Genomic DNA, 16,593 nt, shown 5'->3' with positions numbered 1-16,593 from the left:
AGTAGTTGTGAACTTGCTGAGAATGCGGTCGGGCGTCGCCCTAGACTGACGGCATGAACCTGGCCAACTCGATCGTGCAGGTTGCTACGGCCCCGGTCCGGGTCGGCCTCGCCGTCGCCGATCTGGGTCTGAACATCGCAGGTGGCACGCTCAAGGTCGTCCAGCGGTCGCTCAACGACGCGAGCCCGTCCAGCGGCACCACCGGCTTTGCGGCGATGCTCGGCATAGACGATGCCGTCGACCGGGCGAACCGGCTGGCCCGGCTGATGGACGATGACGCCCCGCTGGGCCGGGCACTGGCCCCGGAGGGCCCGCTCAATCAGTTGCTCCGCCCGGGCGGGCTGGTTGACCAGCTCACCGCCCCCGGCGGATTGCTGGACCGGCTCAACGCCCAGAGCGGGCCGGTCGCCCGCGCCCTCGCCCCGGACGGCCTGATCGACCAGGTGACCGCCGAGGGCGGGCTGGTGGATCGGCTGACCGTCGAAGGTGGGGTCGTCCAGCGGGTGATCGCCCCCGGTGGGCTGGCCGACCGGCTGTTGGCCGACGAGGGCCTGGTGGAACGGGCGCTGCGTGAGGACGGCGTCGCCGAACAGCTGCTCTCCGAAAACGGCCCGGTGGGCCGCGCCCTGGCCAAGGGCGGGCTCGTCGACCAGATCACCGCCGAGGGCGGCCTGATCGACCGGCTCACCACCGACAGCGGCGCGCTGTCCCGGGTGATCGCACCCGGCGGGCTGGCCGACCAGTTGCTCGCCGACGACGGACTGATCGAGCGGATCCTGCGTGAGGACGGCGTGGCCGACACCCTGCTGTCCGAGGGCGGGCTGCTGGACACCCTGACCGATCCGGACGGCCCGCTGCTCAAGCTGGCCGACGTCGCCGACACCCTGAACCGGCTGGCGCCCGGGCTGGAGGCCCTGGCCCCGACGATCGACGCCCTGCACGAGGCCGTCATCACGCTCAGCCAGGTGGTCAATCCGCTGAGCAATATCGCCGGGCGCATCCCGCTGCCGCGGCAGCGCAGCCGGCGCAGTAGCAGCGGGCCGCGCGCGGTGGTCTCCGAACGGATCATCGACGAGGACCGCTAAGCTATCCGGCGTAACAACGCCTCCGTAGCTCAGTGGTAGAGCGGCGCTCTTGTAAAGCGTAGGCCGTCGGTTCAATCCCGACCGGGGGCTCCACGCGTCATCCGACTTGTCGGTGCCCACCCGTAGCGTCAGCTCATGAGACTCTGCCTCGAATGTGGCGCAACGCTTTCCAAGCGCAGCCAGAAAATATACTGCGGCAACGCATGCCAGGCGACTGCTCGGCGAGTTGCGGCCACCATGCTGTGGTTGGAATCAGGCGTGGCCAGACCTGGTAGCCATCAAGGCCACTACATCCGCGAGTACCTGATCGCCGACCAGTCCGGGTGCTGCTCGATCTGCAGCGCCCTGAACACCTGGCAGGGCCTCCCGCTGACATTGGTCCTCGACCACATCGACGGCAACCCGGACAACAACCGCCGCGACAACCTGCGTCTGGTCTGCCCGAACTGCGATTCCCAGCTGCCGACCTACAAGAGCCGCAACCGCGGCAGCGGACGCGCCTTCCGCCGTCAGCGCTACGCCGAGGGCAAGTCCTTCTAGCGGTCCTCCATGGTGATGGTGAACGTCATCCGGTCGCCGCGGTACAGCGAGCGTCGTTGCTCGATCGGCACCCCGTGCTGGTCATAGGACACCCGGTTCAGCAGGAACATCGGGGTGCGCGCGTCGACGGTCAACAGGGCCGACTCCCGGGCATCCGGCAGCGCGGTGTCGATGGTGTCGACGGTGCGCCCGAATATCACTCCCCTGCTGCGGATCTCGGCGTAGAGCGAGGTTCGGTAGTCGAAGCTCTCGCGCAGGCCCGGGTAGCGATGCGCGGGTAGCTTCGAGGTTTCCAGCCCGACCCGTACCCCGTCGGTGGTGAAGACACGCTCCAGCTGCAGAATCGGTGCACCCACCTCGACGTGCAGCACCCCGGCCAGCGCCTCATCGGCATCGAAGGTGGTCCAGCCGACCAGGAACCGGTCCACGCTGTGCCCCTCGTCGCGGGCGGCCTCGGTGTAGGACCCCATGCCCAGCGGTTGCAGCAGCTTGGGTGCGGCGACCACGGTGGTGCGCCCACGCCGTTCGACGCGGCCGGCCAGCAGAAGTTCGCGCACCGCTTGGCGCACTGTCTCGCGGGCCACGTCGAACATGTCGGCGATCTCGCGTTCGGCCGGGAACGGGTCGCCCACCTGCAGCCCGTCCAGCAGCCGATCCAGCTGCGCGCGCACGACCTGATGCTTCAGCACCCGCGGCTGCGCACTGCCCATCACCCTTCTGACCATAGCAAACGTTGGCATAGACCATGGTCTAGACCAAGACGTTGAATGGTGTTCACCGAGCGTTCGCCATCGATACACGCCTTGGTATAGACCAACTGTCAGGGTGGGCTCATGCACACGATCGAACTCGCCGTTCTCGACATGGCAGGCACCACCGTGACCGATGACGGACTGGTCCTGCGCGCCTTCGACGAAGCGGCCACCGCCGTCGGGGTCCCCGAATCCGGCGAGGAACGCGAGGCCGCACGCACCTATGTCCGCGACACCATGGGCCAGTCCAAGATCGAGGTGTTCCGGCACCTCTTCGGCGCCGAGGACCGTGCCCAGCAGGCCAACGCGACCTTCGAACAGGTCTACACCGACAGCATCGACGGCGGCGTCGCCCCGGTGCCCGGCGCCACCGAGGCGATCACCCGACTGCGTGCGGCCGGCGTGAAGGTCGCACTCACCACCGGCTTCAGCCCAGCCACCCAGCAGCGCATCATCGACGCGCTCGACTGGGCCGATATCGCCGATCTCGCGCTCGCTCCCGGCGACGGCGGGCGCGGGCGGCCCTACCCCGACCTGATCCTGAACTCCCTGCTGCGCACCGGTATCGACGATGTCGCCAAGGTCGCCGTGCTCGGCGACACCTCCAGCGACATCCTGTCCGGCCTGCGCGCCGGCGCCTCCGTCGTCGCAGGCACCCTGACCGGCGCGCACGGCGCCGACACCCTGACCGCCGCCGGGGCCACCCACGTGGTGGCCTCGGTCGCTGATTTCCCCGCACTCTTCCTCCCCCAGCACTGAAAGGACCTCTCAGACATGAAGATCCGTATCGCCGTAGTGGCAGCCGCAGCGGCGACCCTCGCCCTGTCCGGCTGTTCGAGCACCGACTCCGGCTCCGAGGCCGCCAATGCCCAGGGCTTCCCGGACACCATCACGCTGGCCGCCATCCCGGCCGAGAACTCCTCGGACCTCAAGGCCAGCTATGAACCACTGATCAAGCTGCTGGAGAAGGAGACCGGCTCCACGATCGAGTTCGTCCAGGCCTCCGATTACGCCGGTGTCGTCGAGGGCATGATCGCCGAGAACGTCGACCTCGCCTTCTTCGGCCCGTTCGCCTATGTGGTGGCCAAGGTCAACGGCGCCAAGATCACCCCGCTCGGCGCGGTGATCGGCGAGGAGGGCGAGCAGCCCGGCTACCAGTCCTACGGACTGACGCGCTCCGATGTCTCGGATATCAACGGCCTCAAAGACTTTGCCGGCAAGAAGGTCTGCTTCGTCGATCCGGGCTCCACCTCCGGCTTCCTCTACCCGACGGCTGGCCTCATCGAAGAAGGCGTCATCACGTCCGGGTCGGAGGCCGATGTATCGGCGGCCATGTCGCCGGTCTTCGCCGGCGGACATGACGCCTCGGCGCTGTCCATCGCCAACGGTGACTGCGATGCCGGTTTCGCCTTCGACACCATGGTCGACCAGACCATGATCGAGAAGGGCGATCTGCAGCCCGGTCAGCTGAAGACGGTGTGGAAGTCGGAGATGATCGCGGGCTCGGTGTTCGCGGCCAACGACTCGCTGGGCACCGAGGCCATCGACAAGCTCACCGCCCTGTTCACCGAGAAGGTGAATGCCAACAGCCTTGAGGCCGAGGGCTTCTGCAAGGGCGACGAATGCCGCATCACCGACGAGCGCGCCTGGGGTGTCGTCCCGGCCTCCGATGCCGACTACGACGGTGTGCGCCACGTCTGTGACGTCACCGGCTCCGAGAAGTGCAAGGGCTGATATGGCGCTCCCGGTCGGTCCCGGCCATCCCGTCGCGGGCGACGACCTCGTCATCGTCGCCCGCGACGTCACCAAGAAGTTCGGTGACACCGTTGCGCTGAACAACGTCTCGCTCGATGTGCGGCGCAGCGAACTGTTGGTGCTGCTCGGGCTCTCCGGCTCCGGGAAATCGACACTGCTGCGGTGCTTCAACGGGCTGCACCCGGTCACCTCAGGCCAAATCGACGTCGGCGGCACCCGGGTCGACCAGGCCTCGGCGGCCCAGCTGCGGGCATTGCGTACCCGGGTGGGTTTCGTGTTCCAGCATTTCAATCTGGTCGGCCGGCTCAGCTGCCTGGAGAACGTGCTGATCGGCGGTCTCGGGCAACTGAAGTTCCCCCGCTACGGCGCGCTGACCTACCCGAAGCACATGCGGGCAGCCGCCCTGGCGCACCTCGACCGGGTCGGCCTGGCCGACTTCGCCGAGCGCCGCGCCGACACGCTGTCCGGTGGCCAGCAGCAACGGATCGCCATCGCACGCACGCTCATGCAGCGTCCCGCGCTGTTGCTGGCCGATGAGCCGGTCGCCTCCCTGGACCCCGAGAATGCCGGTGTCGTCATGGATCTGCTGTTCCAGATCTGTGTCGAGGAGAAGCTCACCGTGGTCTGCACCCTGCATCAGGTCGACCTCGCACTGGGCTGGGCGCACCGGCTGGTGGGGCTGCGCAACGGCGAGAAGGTGCTCGACCGGCCCGCCGTCGGAATGACCCGCGACGAGGTGATGGCGATCTACCAGCGCGTCGACCCGGCCGTCGATCCGTCCGTGAAGCAGCGGACGTGACCGTACCCGTCGCGGACCGCCGCACCGCCCCCGATCGCGCCAAGCGGCCGCGGCCGGACCTGCTGCACCTGGTCGCGGTGGCGGCGCTGATCGCCACCCTGCTGTCGGCGTGGTCGATCGACTTCTTCCCATCCGAACTCGTCGACGGATTCGACGACATCGTGCGACTGCTGGAACGCATGCTGCCGCCGCGCCTCGACGACCCCGGGCGAATCGGCGTGCTGGCCGTCGAAACCCTGTTGATGGCGGTGCTGGGCACCGTCCTCGCCGCGATCGTCTCGGTTCCGTTGGCGTTCATGGCCGCCCGCAACACCACGCCGCACCCGGCCGTCTACGCCGTAGCCCGCGCGATCATCACGTTCTGCCGGGCCATGCCGGATCTGCTGTTCGCGGTGCTGTTCGTGCGCGCGCTCGGCATCGGGGTTCTCCCGGGCATCCTGGCATTGGCACTGCACTCCATCGGCATGCTGGCCAAGCTGTTCGCCGATGCCATCGAACAGACCGATCCCGGCCCCCGCGAGGCGGTCCGCAGCACCGGCGTCGGCTACTTCCGCGAGATGCTCAATGCCGTCATCCCGCAGGTCATCCCGTCCTGGATCGGCACGTTCGTCTACCGCATCGACATCAACCTGCGGATGTCGGTGGTGCTCGGATTCGTCGGCGCCGGCGGTATCGGCTTCGCCTTGCAGGACGCGTTGCGCGGCCTGATCTATCCGCGGGCGCTCGGCATCGTCTGCGTCATCCTGGTGATCATCGTCGCGATGGAACTGCTGTCCATCGTGATCCGGCGAATGTTGTTGGCGCCGGCACAGTCCGACCCGCGGCGTGACCGGGCCATGCGATTCGGTTTCTCCGGCCTGCTCGTCGGCACCGTCATCGCGGCGTTCGTGGTACTGCGGATCAACCCGCTGTCGTTGTTCACCTGGATCATTCCGTCCGCCGAGGTGTTCACCCGGATGATCCCGCCCAACTTCAGCGCGCTGGGCTGGGACCTGTTCGACGCCGCCGCGCAGACCGTCGCGATCGGGGTGGTGTCCACCGCGATCGGCGTGGTGTTGTCCATCCCGGTGGGAATCCTGGCCGCCCGCAACGTCTCTCCCAGCTCCACCGTGTACTGGCTGGCTCGCGGCTGGATCCTGGCCGTGCGCGCGGTACCCGAACTGATCCTGGCCGTGGTGTTCGTCGCCGCGCTGGGTCTGGGACCCATCGCGGGTACCTGTGCCCTGGCCATCGGCTCGGTGGGATTCCTGGCCAAACTCGTCGCCGACGCGGTCGAGGAGATCGATCCCGGACCGATGGAGGCTGTCCGCTCAGTGGGCGGCGGTTGGTGGAAGACGTTGTTCTCCGCGGTCATTCCGCAGTCGATGCCCGCGCTGGTCGGATCGAGTCTCTACCTGTTCGACGTCAACATCCGCACCTCCACGGTGCTGGGCATCGTGGGCGCCGGCGGGGTGGGCTTCCTGCTCTTCGAGTCGATCCGGACGCTGAACTTCGATGTGGCCGGCGCGATCGTGATCATCATCTTCGTCATCGTGTACTCGATCGAAAGGCTGTCCGGATGGATACGTTCGCGCCTGGTGTGACCACCGCCGCGGTGTGGACGGGCGGATCCGGCATCTCGCTCGAAAAGGTCGACATCCCGCCGTTGCGGGACGGCGAGACCCTGGTCCGGGTACGGCTGGCCACCATCTGCGGCAGCGACCTGCACACCGTCACCGGGCGGCGGCCCGCGCCGTGCCCGTCGGTGCTCGGGCACGAGGCCGTCGGTGACGTCATCGCCGTCGGGCCCGGCGCGAGCGCCGAACGCGGACAACGCATCGTCTGGTCGGTGACGGTGAGCTGCGGCGAATGCTCCCGGTGCCGATCCGGTCGCACGGCCAAATGCACGGCGGTGCGCAAGACCGGTCACGAACCGTTTCACGGGGACTGGCCGCTGTCGGGCTCCTACGCCGAGCACATCGTGCTGCCCCGCGGGACCGCCGTGGCCGTGGTGCCGGCCCGGATGCCCGACGCCGTCGCCGCGCCGGCGGCCTGCGCGACGGCCACCGTGATGGCGACCCTGGAAGCAGCCGGCCCGCTGTCGGGTAAGCGGGTACTGATCGGCGGTGCCGGAATGCTCGGACTGACGGCCGTCGCGGCATGCCTGGACGCCGGCGCGCAGGTCCAGGTGATCGACAATCACCCCGACCGGCTCGCACTGGCCACCGGATTCGGGGCGCTGTCCAGCGACGGCGGACCCGTCGACGTGGCCATCGACTACACCGGCTCCACCGACGCGGTGAGTGGTGCGCTGGCCCGGCTGGATATCGGCGGCGTGCTGGTGCTGGCCGGGTCGGTACTACCCGGGCCCACGCTTGGCGTGGATCCGGAGACAGTCGTCCGGCGCTGGCTGACCATCACCGGGGTGCACAACTACGAGCCCCGGCACCTGCACGAGGCGGTGCGATTCCTGGACCGCACGCTCGACCGGCATCCGTGGCACCGCCTGGTCACCGACCCGGTGCCGCTGGCCGACCTGGCGGCTGCGCTGCGCCCGCCGCCGACACGGACGCTGCGCACCGCGGTGGCGCCCTGAGAGCTGTGTAGCTTCGGGGCAGACGCCCAGCAGGAGGTTCACCATGTCCGACGCCGGATTCTGGATCGCGTGGGGTCTGCCGACCCAGGGTCGCGAACCGCAGGCCCTCGACACGCTCAAGAGGTCGCGGGCCTTCCTGGCCGAACTCGCCGAGACCGGCCGCATCGAACGGTACGACGCGGTGATCCTGCGGCCGCAGACCAGCGAACTCGGCGGCTTCTTCCTGGTGCAGGGCAGTACGCAGCAGATCGACCAGCTGCGGCGCGACGCCGACTTCGAAAGCTGGGTCAACCGGGTGCAGATCGTCGCCGACCGGGTCGGCATCGTCGACGCCTGGGTCAACGACGGCCTCGACGAGGCCACCGACCTGTACACCGACGCCCTGCGCGAGGCCGGTCTGATCCACTGAAAGACCAGATCACCTGCAACGCCTGTGACCCGTGGGGTATTTGCCTCTTCCACTATCGGCCGCGCTGAGGTTTGATTGCAGTACTTGTTGGGCCGGGGGCGGACAGCACGGAGGCACCTTCATGGGCTCATCGGCTTATTTTGGGCGGGGCGGTGGGCTGGCAATCGGCCGGGTCGGGGGCCTGGCCGTCGCACTCGGCGTCGGCACCGCGATCGCCACCGGCCACGGCATCGCCGCGGCCGCTCCCGGCGACTCGTCGGCCGGGTCCTCAGCTAAGGACTCCACCACCAGCTCCGCCGGGTCCGAGTCCACCTCCGGTTCCGGCGACACGACCGAATCCGGCGACACCCAGACGAATACGAAGTCCGACGGCGCATCCGAGACCGACACCATCACCGATCCGGGGAAGCCGGACAGGCCGAGCACCGTGAAGCCGCGGCCCAGCCTGCGCACGGCCGACAAGAAGCCGTTCTCGCCGAGGCGGGCCGGCCGGCCTGCGGCGTCCACCGCGGTTCCCGAAACGAAGGCAACCGCAGCGGCGGCCACCGCACCGGTGACGACGACAGCACCCTTGGCCGCCGAACCCGTCCGGGCCGAAGACCCCACCGACACTCTCCAGAGCGCGGACAAGGTGGCCGTCTTCGCCTCGGCAGCGGCCCTGGCATCGGCGACCGCAACACAGGTCGAGCGCCGGGTCACGCCGATCGCGGCGGCGCCGCCGCACCCGTTGACGCCGGTCGTCAAGGTGGTGGCCAAGGTGCTGGACTGGGCGGCCGGCGCCGTTCCCGGATCGCCGGCCAGCCCCACATTGGCCTGGACACTGCTGGCCTTCGCCCGCCGCGAGGTCGACAACCTGCTGACCCGGATGAACCCGTCGAGCGCGGTATCCACCGGAGGTGTTGCCACCGACACCATCTCGCGGGCGCTGGCCGCGGTGAACCCGCGCCCGACCTTCCCCCGTCCGGGCTACCAGTTCAGTCAGTCCACCAGTTTCGTGGACTGGGTGACCGGGAACTGGGCACCGAACGACACCTTCAACCGGTATGGCATCTGGGGTACCGATATCGGGACCATGTGGGACAACGGAATTCCCGATGACCCGGCCACCCCCATCAACGAGAACCAGGTCCTCATCGCCTTCGGTGACACCTTCGGCGGGCCGAACATGACCGGCACCTGGAGGTTGAACACCCTGTTCCGCAGCCCGGACCGTGACCTGTCGAACGGAATGGCCGTCCCGGACGGGCAGTGGCTCAACGGCAACATGTTCGGCGGATCGCCGCTGTGGGAGGAGCACTACGCCCGCCAGATCATCCTGCCGGAGCGGCTGCCGCGTGGTCTGCCGACCGGGGTGACGCTCATCCCCACCGCGGGCATCTCGGTGCCCACCCCGGGCACCCAGTTCGGGGTCACCCAGTACCTCAGTTTCATGTCGGTCAAACAGTGGGGCGCGGCCGGTTCCTGGTCGACGAACTACTCGGCGATCGCCTATTCCGAGGACAACGGCGAGAACTGGTACGTCGCGCCACAGAGTGTGCGGACCAACTCGCCGATCGGCGGCAACAAGAACTTCCAGCAGGCCGCCTTCGTGCGCCCCGGTGACGGTTTCGTGTACTCCTACGGCACGCCCAACGGGCGGCAGGGCCAGGCCTACCTCTCCCGGGTCGCCGAGGCCGACATCCTCAACGTCACCAAATACGAGTACTACAGCAAGGGCAGCAAGGGCGGGATCTTCGGGTGGGGCGCCTACAAGGCGGGCTGGTACCGCAACGACCCGTCGAAGGCCTCACCGATCTTCGGCAAGGAGAGCGGCGCCTGCGGCGTCGGTAAGGCCGGCAACCAGGTCAGCGAGATGTCGGTGCAGTACAACAAGACGCTCGGCAAATACGTGGCGATGCACGGCGATCAGTTCAACAACGTCATCCTGCGCACCTCCGATACTCCTGAGGGCGCCTGGTCCGGCCCGACCGTCGTGATGGGTCAGCAAGGCGGCGGCATCTACGCCCCGATGATGCACCCGTGGTCGCCGTCCACCCTGGGCACCGGTGACGACCTGTACTTCAACCTGTCGGTCTGGAACGACTACAACGTCTGGCTGGTCAAGACCGATCTCACCAAGCTGTAGCCGTGCGCGGCGTCGTCATCGTCCTACTCGGCGCGGCCTTCGCCTCGGCCGCTCCCGCCCACGCCGAACCGGCTGTGCCGCAGCTGGACTCGGTGTGCGCACCGGATCTGACCGCGGCCGCCACACTGCCCCCGGGCACCTCGGCGCCGCTGGTCTGTTCGGGCGGACGCTGGCGGGCGACGGCGGCTCCCGCCGATCCCAGCGACCGCTGGGTCAGCTTCGGTCCGGCCATCGCGCTGCACGGTGAAGGTCTGCGCAACCCCAATCTGCTGCCCGGCGCCTGGACCGCGACACCACTGGACCCGGACACCCGATGCACGGCGACTCAGCAGACCGTCATCAGCGCGGGCGTCGTCGGGCCTCCGGCGATCACCGAAGGCGCTCCGGGACAACAGCTTTCATTCGAGGTGGCGCCCAGACTGTTCGATATCACCATGTCCGGGCACTGCCTGTGGGTCCGCTCCCCCTAGGGGCACCACGTCACGACGCCATAGGGGCCGGTCACGCACGGAAGGTTGATGTGCAGACCGGATCGGCGCCCGTCGTCACGCCAGCCGTTGTCATGACCGCGCCACCCGCGGTCGTCGTGCCGATCCTTGACCCACGGGGGGTCCTGAGCGAACTCGATACCGCCACCGCCGGGCGGCGCGGCATGGGCGGCCCCGGCGCCGATTCCCAGCACCATTCCGAGCGATCCGGCGCCGACCGCGCCCACGATGCCCGCACTCCGTACGAGTTTCTTCAATCCGATCACGATGATCTCCCCTCTTCCCAAGCCGGCATTCGATGCTCAAGTCCCCCGACACGTCATCGATGCGCCCATCGGGAGCACCCGACACCCACTAAAAATTAGCACAGCTAATCGATGCCGAGCCGTCGCCCCGACCCACGCACCTAGACTCCCAGATGTGCGCGAAGTCCTCGACGACCTGATGACCACCTGGCGGGCCGGTGGCACCGCCGGCCTGGCCACCGTCGTGCGCACCATCAAGTCCGCGCCGCGGCCGGCCGGGGCCGCACTGGTGGTCGCACCCGACGGCAGCGTGGCGGGATCGGTATCCGGCGGCTGTGTCGAGGGGGCGGTCTACGAACTGGCCACCGAGGTGGTGGACACCGGGACACCGGCGTTGCAGCGCTACGGCTTCAGCGATGATGACGCCTTCGCCGTCGGACTGACCTGTGGCGGCATCCTGGACGTGTTCGTGGAACCGGTGTCGCAGCAGACCTTTCCACAGCTCGCCCAGGTCGCTGACGCCATCGACGCGCACCGCCCGATCGCGGTCGCCACGATCATCGCCCACCCCGATACCGCCTGGCTGGGCCGCCGGCTCATCGTCGAACCGGATGTCGCGACCGGTGGTCTCGGGTCCGCGCGTGCCGATGCCGCGGTCGCCGACGACGCCCGGGGTCTGCTGCTGGCCGGCCGCACCGCGGTGCTGTCCTACGGACCCGACGGCGAGCGGCTGGACGAGACGGCCGAGACCGGCATGGCGGTGTTCGTCGCGAGCTACGCCCCGCGGCCGCGCATGCTGATCTTCGGCGCCATCGATTTCGCGGCAGCCCTGGCCCAGCAGGGGACCTTCCTCGGCTACCGGGTGACGGTCTGCGATGCACGGCCGGTCTTCGCCACCGCGGCCCGCTTCCCGGCGGCCGATGATGTGGTCGTCGACTGGCCCGACCGCTACCTGCGCGGTCAGCAGGAGCTCGGCGCCGTCGACGCCCGCACCGCGATCTGCGTGCTCACCCACGACCCCAAGTTCGACGTGCCCGCCCTCGAGGTGGCACTGCGCCTGCCGCAGATCGGCTATGTCGGGGCCATGGGATCGCGGCGCACCCACCTCGACCGGCTCGCCCGGTTGCGCGAGGCGGGGCTCACCGAACCCGATCTGGCGCGACTGTCCAGCCCGATCGGGTTGGACCTCGGGGCGCGCACACCCGAGGAGACGGCCGTGTCGATCGTCGCCGAGATCATCGCGTGCCGGTGGGGCGGCGGTGGCCGCCCGCTGACCGCGGTGGACGGCCGAATCCACCACGAACCGGCCTGACTACCAGCGCCAACGTGCGGTAACGCCACTCTCTTCTTTTGGAACGCTCCTTCTCGGGGTAGGCTAACGCCGCTCGCATAGTGCGTGTGACTCAGCCCACTTACACGCGCAAGTAGTCGATGAACAGGAGCCCCCGTGACGGGAACCGTCGCCGCCCGCTACGCCGGCACCCGGGTGCCGCGCATCGAAGATGCCCGTCTGCTCACCGGCAGGGGCACCTTCGTCGACGACGTGCAGCGGCCCGGCATGCTGCACGCCTGCTTCGTGCGCAGCCCCTTCGCGCACGCCACCATCAACGGCATCGACACCGCGGCCGCGCTCGCGCTGCCCGGTGTGCACGCCGTGTTCACCGCCGCCGATATCAACCCGGGCGTGCACGAGGCCTGGCACGCCGTCGCCGGTAAGGATGTCCCCGACACCCCGCGCCCGCCGCTGGCCGAAGGTGAGGTGAAATTCGTCGGCGACCCGGTGGCCATCGTGATCGCCGAGAGCCGCCGCCTGGCCGAGGATGCCGTCGATCTCGTCGACGTCGACTACACCCAGCTGCCCGCCGTCGCCGACTTCCGCACGGCAATCGGGTCGGATGTCGTCGTGCACGAGGCCTACCCCGACAACGTCGCGGGCGGCATGGGCGGCATGCCGCCGGACGAGGAACTGTTCGCCTCGGCGGCCCATGTGGTGCAGGAGCGGATCTACCAGCAGATGTATGTGCCGGTACCAATGGAGACCCGCGGCATTGTCGTCGAGTGGACGGCCGGCACCTCCGAGCTCACCATCTGGGGGTCGACGCAGACACCGCACGAACTGCGCGCCTTCGCCGCCCGGCTGCTGGGCATCCCCGCCCACGGCGTGCGGGTCATCGTTCGCGACACCGGCGGCGGCTTCGGACAGAAGGTCGTCCCGATGCGCGAGGACATGAGCATCATGCTCGCCGCGCGCCGGGTGCCTGCGCCGCTGAAGTGGATCGAGGACCGCCGCGAGAACCTGATGTCGGCCGGGCAGTCCCGGCACGTCGACGGCACCGTCCGGATGGCCTTCGATGCCGACGGCAAGATCCTGGCCGCCGACATCGACTTCGTCCAGGACATCGGTTCCTACCCCACGCCGTACCCGGTGCTCACCACCGCCGCGATCGGCATGTTCTTCCCCGGCCCCTACCGGGTGCCCAAGGCGAGCTTCAACTACAAAACGGTGTTCTCCAACACCCCCGGGCTGCACGCCTACCGCGGCCCGTGGCAGTACGAAACCCTCACCCGGGAAATGCTTCTCGACATCGCAGCGCGAAAGATCGGGATGGACCCCGCGGAGCTGCGGCGCATCAACATCCTGCGCGGCGACGAGATGCCGTTCTTCAATCCCAACGGGATGCCGTATGACAACTGTGCCCCCGCGGACACCTTCGAGCAGGCGGTCAAGATCCTCGACCTCGAGGGCTTCCGCAAGGAACAGGCCGAGGCGCTGGCTCAGGGCCGCTATATCGGGCTCGGATTCTCGGCCTATATCGAGCCCACCGGCGCGGCGACCGGAAACCTCGCCACCGAGGGCGCCACCATCAGGATGGAATCGACGGGCAAGATCAACGTCTACGTCAACGGCGGCTCCAGCGGCAACAGCATCGAGACCACCGTCGTCCAACTCACCGCAGACGTGTTGGGCGCCAATATCAACGACGTGGCCACCATCCAGGGTGACACCGCGGTGACACCGTACGGCGCGGGCACCCAAGGCAGTCGCAGCGCACCGATGACCGCGGGCGCGGTCAACGAAGCGGGCACCGTCCTGCGCGGACAGATCGTCGCGATCGCGGCCCAGATACTCGGCGCCGAGCCCGACGATATCGAGCTCGCTGATTCCCGGGCCGTCCTCATCGGTGACCGCGACAAGAGCGTCAGCTTCGCCGATATCGCGTACCGGTCCTACTACGACCCCGCTCAGCTGGCCGGCGTCTCCCCCACCCTGGAGGCGACCGCACGATTCAATTCGCAGGCGATGATCCACTGGGCCAACGCAACCCACGCCTGCACCTGCGAAGTCGACATCGTGACCGGCCAGGTCACGCTGACCCGCTACATCGTCAGCGAGGACGTCGGGCCGATGATCAACCCGAATGTGGTCGAAGGCCAGGTGGCCGGCGGCACCGTGCAGGGCATCGGCGGCGCTCTGCTCGAACAGCTGGCCTACGACGACGCAGGCAACCCGATCGCCTCCACCTTCGTGGACTACCTGCTGCCCACCGCCACCGAGGTTCCGGCTATCGAGTTCGGCCACATCGAGATCCCGGGACCCGGCGTCGGCGGCTACAAGGGTGCCGGTGAGGGCGGCGCCATCGGATCGCCGCCGGCGGTCATCAATGCCATCAACGACGCGCTGGCCCCACTGGGCGTGACCGTCACCCAGATGCCCGCCACCCCGGCCAAGATCATCGAACTCATCGAGGCACATGCAGAAGGGACCCGCTGAAACATGGAGCTCAACAACGAATTCCGGGTCGCGGTACCCGCGGCCACAGTCTGGGACGTGTTCACCGATGTCGAACGGGTGGCCCCGTGCCTGCCCGGCGCCACCCTGCTCAGCGTCGACGGCGACGACTTCACCGGTGCGGTGAAGGTCAAGGTCGGACCGATCACCGTGTCCTACAAGGGTGTTGCCACCTATCAGGAGAAGGACAGCGCCGCCCAGCGGATCGTGCTCAAGGCCGAAGGCAAGGAAACCCGGGGCAACGGCACCGCGGCCGCCACCGTGACCGCGCAACTCAAGGACGAGGGCGACTCGACGACGGTGGTGATCTGCACCGATCTCGCGATCTCCGGAAAGGCCGCCCAGTTCGGCCGCGGCGTTCTCGCCGACGTCTCGGGCAACCTGATCGCCCAGTTCGCCCGTAGCCTGGAGGCCGAACTGCTCGGTGGCGCACCGGCTTCCACGGTGGCACCGTCCACCGAGGCGGCCACGGCCGCCGCGCAGCCCTCCGACTCCGTCGACCTGCTGAAGGTGGTCGCCGTGCCGGTCGCCAAGCGCTACGGGCCCGCCCTGGCCGCCGCCGCGGCCGCCGGCGCCATCGGATTCCTGGTGGGCCGGCGCAAGCGGACCGCAGCGCCCACGGCGTCTGCCGAACTGCAGGCCTTGCTGACGCGGTTGCTCGCATGAAACCCGCACCGTTCGCCTATCACCGGGCCGAGTCGGTGAAGGAGGCAGCGGACGTGCTCGCCGAGTTCGGCGACGAGGCCAAGGTACTCGCGGGCGGACAGAGCCTGATTCCCCTGCTGGCGATGCGCCTGACGCATTTCGAGAACCTGGTCGACATCTCCCGGATACCCGAACTGCAGGGCATCGATCTGATCGACGACCAGGTGGTCATCGGGGCGGGCACCGCGCATGCGCTGGTGGGCATGGACGACGAGGTGGCCGATTCGGTGCCGCTGCTGTCACTGGCCACCCCACACATCGGGCACTTCCAGATCCGCAACCGGGGCACACTCGGTGGCGCGATCGCCCATGCCGACCCGGCGGCCGAGTTCGCCGCGGTGGCGCTGACGCTGGACGCCACCATCGATGCGGCGTCGTCACGCGGTGACCGTCAGATCGCGGCAGCCGACTTCTTCACCGGCCTGTGGGAGAACTCGCTGGCCGCCGACGAACTGCTGCGCGCGGTGCGATTCCCGGTCTGGTCCGGACGAACCGGTTTTGCCGTGCACGAGTTCGCGCGCAGGCACGGCGACTTCGCGATCGCGGGTGCGACGGTGGCCGTCGAACTCGACGCCGAGAACCGGGTGAAGCGTTGCGCGGTGGGCCTGCTCGGGCTGGGTTCCACGCCCGAACGGGGCACCCCGGCCGAGCGGGCGATCACCGGCAGGGCCGTCTCCGACATCACCGCGGCGGAATTCGGGCGGCTGGCGTTGTCCGAACTCGAAGACATCCCGGCCGATCTGCAAGGGTCGGCGTCCTACCGCACCCGGGTGGGAGCGGCGATGGTCGCCCGAGCCTGGACCGACGCAACCACGGAGGCACTCGATGCATGAACTACCCGTCGCGGTGTCGGTGAACGGTCGCCAGTACCGCGACACCGTCGAACCGCGCGTGACGCTGGCCGATCACCTCCGGGAGAACTGCGGGCTGACCGGCACCCACCTTGGCTGTGAGCACGGCGCCTGCGGCGCCTGCACGGTGTTGCTGGACGGCCAGGCCGTACGGTCCTGCCTGGTGCTGGCCGTGCAGGCCGACGGCCGGGAGGTGACCACCGTGGAGGGCATCGCATCCCCCGACGGTGAGCTCTCACCGGTACAGGCCGCCATGCGGGAATGCCACGGTCTGCAGTGCGGCTTCTGCACGCCCGGTTTCGTCACCTCCATCACCGCGCTGCTGGCCGACAATCCGTCCCCCACCGATGCCGAGATCCGGGAGGGCCTGTCCGGCAACTTCTGTCGGTGCACCGGCTATCAGGGCATCGTCAACGCGGTGAAACGCGCCGCCGAGCACATCGACGAGGGTGCCACTCCGTAACGCAGCCGCTT

The 16,593-nt window shown here is 68.6% G+C and carries 17 protein-coding genes and 1 tRNA gene; 16 read left to right on the top strand and 2 right to left on the bottom strand.

Translation table 11 applies throughout. The annotated features are described in order from the left end of the window. Window positions 1–53 precede the first annotated feature (53 nt). From EXE63_RS19365 to EXE63_RS19355, 3 genes are all read left to right on the top strand, one after another. Window positions 54–1,085 (top strand): hypothetical protein, encoded by a 1,032-nt coding sequence (locus EXE63_RS19365; RefSeq protein WP_168143257.1) that lies wholly within the window; start codon window positions 54–56, stop codon window positions 1,083–1,085. 18 nt (window positions 1,086–1,103) lie between these two features. Beyond that, a tRNA-Thr gene (locus EXE63_RS19360) sits at window positions 1,104–1,178 on the top strand. Between the two features lie 42 nt (window positions 1,179–1,220). Continuing rightward, on the top strand, window positions 1,221–1,625 hold the full coding sequence (locus EXE63_RS19355; protein ID WP_168143256.1) for an HNH endonuclease: 405 nt from the start codon (window positions 1,221–1,223) through the stop codon (window positions 1,623–1,625). Here the strand turns inward: EXE63_RS19355 and EXE63_RS19350 are convergent. Next, window positions 1,622–2,335 carry a GntR family transcriptional regulator gene (locus EXE63_RS19350; RefSeq protein ID WP_210000824.1) on the bottom strand — a complete coding sequence of 238 codons (714 nt, stop codon included), beginning with the start codon at window positions 2,333–2,335 and terminating at the stop codon, window positions 1,622–1,624. The two genes, EXE63_RS19355 and EXE63_RS19350, sit on opposite strands and share 4 nt — an antisense overlap. A 123-nt stretch (window positions 2,336–2,458) precedes the next feature. On the opposite strand from EXE63_RS19350, the gene EXE63_RS19345 reads away from it, so the two are divergent. From EXE63_RS19345 to EXE63_RS19310, 8 genes are all read left to right on the top strand, one after another. Next, window positions 2,459–3,136 carry a phosphonatase-like hydrolase gene (locus EXE63_RS19345; protein ID WP_168143255.1) on the top strand — a complete coding sequence of 226 codons (678 nt, stop codon included), beginning with the start codon at window positions 2,459–2,461 and terminating at the stop codon, window positions 3,134–3,136. A 15-nt stretch (window positions 3,137–3,151) separates the two neighbouring features. Next, window positions 3,152–4,111 (top strand): phosphate/phosphite/phosphonate ABC transporter substrate-binding protein, encoded by a 960-nt coding sequence (locus EXE63_RS19340; protein ID WP_168143254.1) that lies wholly within the window; start codon window positions 3,152–3,154, stop codon window positions 4,109–4,111. 1 nt (window position 4,112) lies between these two features. After that, complete coding sequence (gene phnC / locus EXE63_RS19335; protein ID WP_168143253.1) at window positions 4,113–4,931, top strand: phosphonate ABC transporter ATP-binding protein; 819 nt, start codon at window positions 4,113–4,115, stop codon at window positions 4,929–4,931. Then, entirely contained in the window at window positions 4,928–6,514 is a 1,587-nt protein-coding gene (gene phnE, locus EXE63_RS19330; protein WP_168143252.1) for a phosphonate ABC transporter, permease protein PhnE, read from the top strand. Before phnC ends, phnE begins: the two co-directional genes overlap by 4 nt. Continuing rightward, complete coding sequence (locus EXE63_RS19325; protein ID WP_168143251.1) at window positions 6,490–7,506, top strand: zinc-binding dehydrogenase; 1,017 nt, start codon at window positions 6,490–6,492, stop codon at window positions 7,504–7,506. Before phnE ends, EXE63_RS19325 begins: the two co-directional genes overlap by 25 nt. A 43-nt stretch (window positions 7,507–7,549) precedes the next feature. After that, complete coding sequence (locus EXE63_RS19320) at window positions 7,550–7,915, top strand: hypothetical protein (RefSeq protein ID WP_168143250.1); 366 nt, start codon at window positions 7,550–7,552, stop codon at window positions 7,913–7,915. Between the two features lie 121 nt (window positions 7,916–8,036). Continuing rightward, window positions 8,037–10,040 carry a glycoside hydrolase family 183 protein gene (locus EXE63_RS19315; protein ID WP_168143249.1) on the top strand — a complete coding sequence of 668 codons (2,004 nt, stop codon included), beginning with the start codon at window positions 8,037–8,039 and terminating at the stop codon, window positions 10,038–10,040. A 2-nt stretch (window positions 10,041–10,042) separates the two neighbouring features. Continuing rightward, window positions 10,043–10,510 carry a hypothetical protein gene (locus EXE63_RS19310; protein WP_234904186.1) on the top strand — a complete coding sequence of 156 codons (468 nt, stop codon included), beginning with the start codon at window positions 10,043–10,045 and terminating at the stop codon, window positions 10,508–10,510. Here EXE63_RS19310 and EXE63_RS19305 read toward each other — a convergent pair. Beyond that, window positions 10,507–10,794, bottom strand: a complete 288-nt coding sequence (locus tag EXE63_RS19305) for a hypothetical protein (RefSeq protein ID WP_168143248.1) — start codon at window positions 10,792–10,794, stop codon at window positions 10,507–10,509. The two genes, EXE63_RS19310 and EXE63_RS19305, sit on opposite strands and share 4 nt — an antisense overlap. Before the next feature lie 154 nt (window positions 10,795–10,948). Between EXE63_RS19305 and EXE63_RS19300 the strand changes: the two genes are divergently transcribed. From EXE63_RS19300 to EXE63_RS19280, 5 genes are all read left to right on the top strand, one after another. Then, window positions 10,949–12,085 (top strand): XdhC family protein, encoded by a 1,137-nt coding sequence (locus tag EXE63_RS19300; RefSeq protein WP_168143247.1) that lies wholly within the window; start codon window positions 10,949–10,951, stop codon window positions 12,083–12,085. A 135-nt stretch (window positions 12,086–12,220) separates the two neighbouring features. Next, window positions 12,221–14,545 (top strand): xanthine dehydrogenase family protein molybdopterin-binding subunit, encoded by a 2,325-nt coding sequence (locus EXE63_RS19295; protein ID WP_168143246.1) that lies wholly within the window; start codon window positions 12,221–12,223, stop codon window positions 14,543–14,545. Window positions 14,546–14,548: 3 nt separating this feature from the next. Beyond that, a complete protein-coding gene (locus tag EXE63_RS19290) occupies window positions 14,549–15,229 on the top strand; it encodes an SRPBCC family protein (RefSeq protein WP_067992865.1) in 681 nt (226 codons plus the stop codon). Continuing rightward, entirely contained in the window at window positions 15,226–16,101 is an 876-nt protein-coding gene (locus EXE63_RS19285) for an FAD binding domain-containing protein (RefSeq protein WP_067992864.1), read from the top strand. The genes EXE63_RS19290 and EXE63_RS19285 overlap by 4 nt, the downstream gene beginning before the upstream one ends. Next, window positions 16,094–16,582 carry a (2Fe-2S)-binding protein gene (locus EXE63_RS19280; protein ID WP_067992862.1) on the top strand — a complete coding sequence of 163 codons (489 nt, stop codon included), beginning with the start codon at window positions 16,094–16,096 and terminating at the stop codon, window positions 16,580–16,582. The genes EXE63_RS19285 and EXE63_RS19280 overlap by 8 nt, the downstream gene beginning before the upstream one ends. Window positions 16,583–16,593 lie beyond the last annotated feature (11 nt).

Origin of the sequence: Mycolicibacterium frederiksbergense, from assembly GCF_012223425.1 — a bacterium.
In the GTDB taxonomy this organism is placed as follows: Bacteria; Actinomycetota; Actinomycetes; order Mycobacteriales; family Mycobacteriaceae; genus Mycobacterium; species Mycobacterium frederiksbergense.
Note: the sequence above shows the minus strand (reverse complement) of the source record. Positions and strands in the feature narration are given on the sequence as shown.